Origin of the sequence: Cereibacter sediminicola (assembly GCF_007668225.1) — a bacterium.
GTDB lineage: Bacteria > Pseudomonadota > Alphaproteobacteria > Rhodobacterales > Rhodobacteraceae > Cereibacter_A > Cereibacter_A azotoformans.
On record NZ_VDEK01000037.1, the window covers coordinates 22,337 to 28,701 of the forward strand.

General features: G+C 66.6%; 6 protein-coding genes and 1 tRNA gene. 6 read left to right on the plus strand and 1 reads right to left on the minus strand.

Annotation, left to right across the window (positions count from 1 at the left end):
- Nucleotides 1-20 precede the first annotated feature (20 nt).
- The 6 genes from leuD to FG154_RS17655 all read left to right on the plus strand — a co-directional run bounded on the left by leuD (nucleotide 21) and on the right by FG154_RS17655 (nucleotide 5,150).
- The gene (leuD, locus tag FG154_RS17630) at nucleotides 21-626 is read left to right on the plus strand and encodes a 3-isopropylmalate dehydratase small subunit (protein WP_145110761.1); all 606 of its coding nucleotides are present in this window, start codon (nucleotides 21-23) and stop codon (nucleotides 624-626) included.
- Nucleotides 627-857: 231 nt separating this feature from the next.
- Nucleotides 858-1,712, plus strand: a complete 855-nt coding sequence (locus FG154_RS17635) for a hypothetical protein (protein WP_246100387.1) — start codon at nucleotides 858-860, stop codon at nucleotides 1,710-1,712.
- A 26-nt stretch (nucleotides 1,713-1,738) separates the two neighbouring features.
- Complete coding sequence (locus FG154_RS17640) at nucleotides 1,739-2,707, plus strand: endonuclease/exonuclease/phosphatase family protein (RefSeq protein ID WP_246100389.1); 969 nt, start codon at nucleotides 1,739-1,741, stop codon at nucleotides 2,705-2,707.
- Between the two features lie 127 nt (nucleotides 2,708-2,834).
- Complete coding sequence (leuB, locus tag FG154_RS17645) at nucleotides 2,835-3,944, plus strand: 3-isopropylmalate dehydrogenase (protein WP_145110767.1); 1,110 nt, start codon at nucleotides 2,835-2,837, stop codon at nucleotides 3,942-3,944.
- Nucleotides 3,945-4,058: 114 nt separating this feature from the next.
- Entirely contained in the window at nucleotides 4,059-5,012 is a 954-nt protein-coding gene (locus FG154_RS17650; protein ID WP_145110770.1) for a DMT family transporter, read from the plus strand.
- A 61-nt stretch (nucleotides 5,013-5,073) separates the two neighbouring features.
- Nucleotides 5,074-5,150 (plus strand) — tRNA-Pro (locus tag FG154_RS17655).
- Nucleotides 5,151-5,592: 442 nt separating this feature from the next.
- On the opposite strand, the gene FG154_RS17660 is transcribed toward FG154_RS17655, so the two are convergent.
- Complete coding sequence (locus FG154_RS17660; protein WP_145110773.1) at nucleotides 5,593-6,027, minus strand: hypothetical protein; 435 nt, start codon at nucleotides 6,025-6,027, stop codon at nucleotides 5,593-5,595.
- Nucleotides 6,028-6,365: the final 338 nt, after the last annotated feature.

The window sequence follows — 6,365 nt, forward strand, 5'->3', positions numbered from 1 at the left end:
GACCACCCAGGGAAACCGAAATGGACAAATTTACCAAGCTGACCGGTGTCGCGGCGCCCATGCCGCTCGTGAACATCGACACCGACATGATCATCCCGAAACAGTTCCTGAAGACGATCCAGCGCTCGGGTCTCGGCAAGAACCTGTTCGACGAGATGCGCTACAACCAGGACGGCACCGAGATCGCCGACTTCGTGCTGAACCAGCCGGCCTATCGGCAGGCACAGATCATCGTGGCGGGGGACAACTTCGGCTGCGGCTCGTCGCGCGAACACGCGCCGTGGGCGCTTCTGGATTTCGGCATCCGCTGCGTGATCTCGACCAGCTTCGCCGACATCTTCTACAACAACTGCTTCAAGAACGGCATCCTGCCCATCGTGATGCCGCCCGAGGTGGTCGAGGTGCTGATGGAAGATGCCCGCAAGGGCGCCAACGCGCGCATGACCGTGGATCTCGAGGCGCAGACCGTCACCACCTCGGACGGGCAGTTCTTTCCGTTCCAGGTTGATTCGTTCCGGCGGCACTGCCTGATGAACGGCCTCGACGACATCGGGCTCACGCTGGAAAAAGTGGCGGCTATCGACGGCTTCGAGAAGAAGGCCTCAACCCTGAGACCGTGGGTCTGACCCAAAGTCTACCTCAAGATGAGAGGCCGCCTCCGGGCGGCCTTTTTTCTACCACCTTTTGATGCAGTTCGGCGACACAATCTCCCCGATTACGTCACAAAGGTTAGCTTACTCTTACCCCAGATTGCGGCCGAAGGTGGAAGACGGCAATTTGAGCAGAGACATGAAAACCCGCCGAAACGAGCGGGGGCTTTCGGAAACAGGCCGGAGTCGGTGCTCCGGGCAATCCGGATGAGGGGTGGGAAGGACGTGATTTCAAGGCTGGCGGGCGCGCTTCTGCGCGCGTTTCTCGTCGTCATTCTTCTGGCGACCCCCTCGATCCTGCTGCCGGGCGTCGGCCCGGACGGCAAGCAGATGGTGGCCCTCGTCGCCCTGTTCGGGGGCGTGCTCACCTTCGTCGAATACAACGCGACCTATCCCGGGCTGGTGGAGTTCCGGGACGCGCCCCCCTTCAACCGGCTGCGCTACGCCCTGCTTTTCGTGCTGGTCCTGTCGCTTACGCTGATGCAGCGCGACGCAAGCGATCCCTCCACGCTGACAACGCTCTTCGCGGTGATGGCTGCCGCCATCGGGGATGCGATGGATTTCCCCTACAGCCCCGTCCGGCTCGCCACGCTGATGCTCTCGGAGGGCGCCACGCAGGAGGATCTGGAGGCGGTGCGCAACGCGGCGGGCATCGCCTATCTCGTGGCCACGGCCGCCATTGCCGTCTTCGTGGCGGTGATCCGGCTGAACCGCTGGCCCTCGCGCCACGCCGCCTTCAACGTCTGGGTCAACCTGCCCACCTTCGAGGCCACGGCCGGCGGAGACGTGGTGCAACGCCTTCAGCGGGACGCGCGTCTTAACGTGGCCTTAGGCTTTCTGCTGCCATTCCTGATCCCGACGGTGGTGAAGATGGGCAGCAGCGGGCTCGATCCGCTGACGCTGGCTTCGCCGCAGACCCTGGTTTGGACGACGGCGGCATGGGCATTCCTTCCGGCAAGTCTCTTCATGCGCGGCGTGGGCATGGCCCGTATCGCGCAGATGATCCGCGAGAAGCGGCGCATGGGAGAGATGATTGGCAACGCGGGCTTTGTGCCTGTCTGATCGCGCTTGTCCTGCTGCTGCCGTGGGTGGCCAGCGCAGAGGTCCTTCGCTTCGCAGTATGGGATGCCGGGCTGTCTCGGAAGGGACCCGGCCTGCTGCTTCGGGACATCCTGAGGGGAGAGGACCCGCAGATCCTCGCGGTTCGTCAGGTGATCGAGGCGCTCGATGCCGATGTGCTCCTGCTGCTCGATGTGGACTATGATGCCGGCCATCTCGCGGTGCGGGAACTGGCCGGTGACCTCTATCCCCATCTGTTCGCGCTGAGGCCCAACACCGGGCTTCAGACCGGGCTCGACCTCGACGGCGATGGCCGGCGCGGAGGCGCGGGGGACGCGCAGGGGTGGGGCCGGTTCTCGGGGCAGGGGGGGATGGCCCTTCTGTCGCGGCTGCCGTTGGGGGACGCGCGCGACTTCTCCGATGTCCTCTGGCGCGATCTGCCCGCGGCCAACCTGCCCCCCATGGCGCCCGAGGCGCGGGCGGTGCAGCGTCTGTCCACCACCGGCCACTGGGACGTGTCCCTGCGCCTGCCGGACGGGCCGGATCTGCGGCTTCTGCTCTGGTCGGCCACGCCGCCGATCTTTGATGGTCCGGAAGATCGAAACGGGCGGCGGGGCGGAGATGAGGCGCTGTTCTGGCTGCACCTGCTGGAGGGGCGGCTGCCTCATGCGCCGCCGCAGGGTCCGGTTCTCCTGATGGGCAAGGCCAACATCGACCCGTCGGCCGGAGACGGGGCGCAGGGTGCCATCCGGGCTCTTCTGGCCTACCCGGGCGTGCGAGACCCGGCCCCGGCAGGGCCGGACGGCAGCCTTGCCACGGCCGACTTCCGGGCCGCGAACGGACCGGGTCTGCTGCGCACGGACTATATCCTGCCGGATCGCGACTTGCGGGTGCTGCGCTCCGGCGTCCTCTGGCCCCCGCCCGAGGATCCGCTGGCATCTGTCGTTGCGCAGGCCTCGCGCCACCGCCCGGTCTGGGTGGAGCTTGAGCCTCCCTGACGGCGCGGTAGCCACACGGGCAGTCACCCATCGGGCTCCAGCGCCACCTGCACCGTCGGGGCGATGCTTGACCCGACAGGGGCGAGAGCGTAGCCACGGCACATCCCATTGCTAGCAGGAGCGTACCTTGGCCAATCCCTCCCTTCTCATCCTCGCCGGCGACGGCATCGGTCCCGAAGTCATGGCCGAGGTGAAACGCATCATCGGCTGGTTCGGCGAGAAGCGCGGCGTGACCTTCGACGTCTCGGAGGATCTCGTCGGGGGCGCGGCCTATGACGTTCACGGCGTGCCGCTGGCGGATGCCACCATGGCCAAGGCGCAGGAGGTGGATGCGGTTCTGCTCGGCGCCGTGGGTGGCCCCAAATACGACGTGCTCGACTTCTCGGTAAAGCCCGAGCGGGGCCTCCTGCGCCTGCGCAAGGAGATGGACCTCTATTCCAACCTGCGTCCCGCGCAGTGCTTCGACGCGCTGGCCGACTTCTCGAGCCTCAAGCGCGAGATCGTGGCCGGGCTCGACATCATGATCGTGCGGGAACTGACCTCGGGCGTGTATTTCGGCGAACCGCGCGGGATCTTCCCCGACAACGAGGGCGGCCGCGTCGGCATCAACACCCAGCGTTACACGACCGAGGAAATCCGCCGCGTGGCCCGCTCGGCCTTCGAGCTTGCCCGCAGGCGCAACAACAAGGTCTGCTCGATGGAGAAGGCCAACGTGATGGAGTCGGGCATCCTCTGGCGGGAAGAGGTGCAGTGGGTCCACGACAACGAATATGCGGATGTCGAGCTGAGCCACATGTACGCCGACAATGGCGCCATGCAGCTTGTGCGCTGGCCGCGCCAGTTCGACGTGATCGTGACCGACAACCTGTTCGGCGACATCCTGTCCGACTGCGCCGCCATGCTGACGGGCTCCCTGGGGATGCTGCCCTCGGCCTCCCTGGGCGCGCCGATGGCGAACGGTCGCCCCAAGGCGCTTTACGAGCCGGTGCACGGTTCGGCCCCCGACATCGCGGGGCAGGGCAAGGCCAACCCGATCGCCTGCATCCTCAGCTTTGCCATGGCGCTGCGCTATTCGTTCGACATGGGCGACGAGGGCACGCGCCTCGAGACGGCGGTCGAGAAGGTGCTGGCCGCCGGCATCCGCACCGCCGACCTCATGGGCCCCGAGGGCGGCACCCCGGTCTCGACCTCGGGCATGGGCGACGCGATCCTCGCGGCACTCGACGCAAGCCTGTGAGCCGCTAAAAGGGGTGGTCCGCCGCCCCTTTTTGTCCGGCGGCCGCTTGCGCTCGCGGCGGTTCCGCGCAATGGTGCGCCGAACCTTCCCGAAAGCAAGCGGCGGTCCCTTCCCGTGGCCAAATCCAACACACGCGGCGCGTTTCTCGCGCTGCTGGCATTCGCGATCTACGCCACACATGACGTCGTGGTGAAGCTCCTCGGTCGCGACTATTCGGCTGTCCAGATCCTGTTCTTCGCGACGCTCCTGGGCTTCCCCCTCGCCACGATCATCCTGATGCGCGACCGGGTCTCGGGCAACCTCAGGCCCCGCCATCCGTGGTGGGTGCTGCTGCGCACGGGCTGCATCGTGACGACGGCCCTCTGCGCCTTCTATGCCTTCTCGGTGCTGCCCCTGGCGCAGACCTACGCGATCCTCTTCACCATGCCGCTTCTCGTGACGCTGCTCGCCATTCCGCTGCTCGGCGAGACGATCGGGCTCCACCGCGGCTGCGCCATCGCGGCAGGCCTCTTCGGCGTCCTGATCGTGTTGCGCCCCGGTGCCGAGCCACTGAGCCTGGGGCATGGGGCCGCACTCCTCGCCGCGGCCACCTCGTCGCTGGGATCGGTCATCGTGCGCAAGATCGGCCAGGATGAGCGGTCCGTGGTGCTTCTCCTCTATCCGATGGTGGCCAACTTCTTCGTCCTGGGCCTGGCGCTGCCGTTCGTCTATCGGCCCATGCCCATCGAGCATCTGGGCATGATGGGCATCATCGCAGCCTTCAGTCTTGTGGCGATGCTGCTCACCATCGCGGCCTATCGCATGGCCGAGGCCGTGATCGTGGCGCCCATGCAATATTCGCAGATGATCTGGGCCGCGATCTTCGGGTGGCTGGTCTTCGGTGAGCGCGCCGACGCCTGGACGTGGCTTGGAGCGGCGGTGATCATCGCGAGCGGTCTCTACATCGTGGGCCGCGAGGCGCGCCGCAACGTGTCCGAACATCGTCCGGCGAGCCAGACGCGCCTGCGCCCCGAGGTCGGGCTCATGCCGCGTCTGCTCCGCCGTCGCGACACGCGCGACGGCGCGTAACGAAAAGCGCGCGGACCCCCTTGCATTCGCCTGCGCGACGATCTATTCCGCACGCCACGGTCGGAGCGTAGCGCAGCCTGGTAGCGCACCTGCTTCGGGAGCAGGGGGTCGGAGGTTCGAATCCTCTCGCTCCGACCATTTTCCCGCAAAAATGACATACATTGAGCGGCACCCTGCGGGGCGCCGCCCGGCGCTAGAACCTATACCGTAAGCCGTTCGTAAGCAGCTCGGCCCCTTCGGGCGAAGCGATCAGCAAAACACCTTGGGAGCCATCCTCCGAGGTGCGACAGCGTCGAGACCTGAAAGGAGGCAAGCCCTCGCGGCTGCGTCCGTTGGATTTACCGAGGAACTTGACGCCACGGCTAGTCGGGGGCGGCATCCCCCGCGCCATGGAAACCCAGAGTCTCCTTTACCACGGCGGTTGTTCTGGACGGCATTCCTCGCACATGGGCTGGCGGATCAGGTCCTGTGCAAAGTAGGCCTTGCCGCACTTCATGCAGCACCGCCAGGCGACATGCCGAACCACACGAGGCGGCCGGGAATTGTCGTCAAGCACCTGCTCGCGCCTCTTGCCGCCGCCTCACGGCCAAGCCTCAGGTTCCTTAAGATCGTGTCCGAAGCCTTGCGGTTCGTGGAGCCTTGCCTTTGCACCGGCTGGCGGGACCAGCTTGGGTACCGGGGCGGCCTGCGCGCGTTGTGCTGGCGCGATGCGCGGCTTGGGGTTGGCCTCGTGCTTGGGGGTGCTGGTAGCACGGGCCGCACGCTGTGCCGCGCGTGCCTCGCGCTGCGCGGCCTGCTCTGCTGCACGCTTCGCGCCAGCCTCAACCCGTTCGCGATTGTCGGCTTGCCAAGCAGCGAGCCAAGTGGGCGTGTCGGCCAGTGTGGTCATCAGCCCCAGACCCCGTTCCCAGCCGTGCGGGGCACGTCCCATGACCCTTCTGTCACATCTTTGAAGGCGGTCGAGGATGATCGGCATGTTGGTGCCGCATAGCTTGCCCGCTTCCACCTCGGCCATGCACGCCTGCGCGAAAGCCTCCGTGTTGCCGTAGAGCGCAGCAATCCATCAACCGCTTCAACGCCCTCGGCACAGCCGAGATCGTCCCCGTCGCCCTGAGGTTGTCCCCGGGATCCGGACAGTTGGGCGGCGTTGCTAAGCTTGTGCCGGATTGATCATGCCGCCGCCTTTACGTCCTCGGGTCCCAGATGGGCCTCGAGGGGTGTCCGTCCTCCGAGCGCCGAATGAGGGCGCGCGGCATTGCAGTAGATGACCCACCGGCCGATCCGGCCCGGGTCTCGAAGGCGCGCAGGGTCTCGTTGCGGGCGCGGGCGGCGGGACCATCTTCCTTCCAGGGC

Coding starts and splice junctions, on each gene's coding strand:
- FG154_RS17660 (WP_145110773.1), bottom strand. CDS start 6,027: ATGGCCGAGGTGGAAGCGGGCAAGCTATGCGGCACCAACATGCCGATC.
- leuD (WP_145110761.1), top strand. CDS start 21: ATGGACAAATTTACCAAGCTGACCGGTGTCGCGGCGCCCATGCCGCTC.
- FG154_RS17635 (WP_246100387.1), top strand. CDS start 858: ATGAGGGGTGGGAAGGACGTGATTTCAAGGCTGGCGGGCGCGCTTCTG.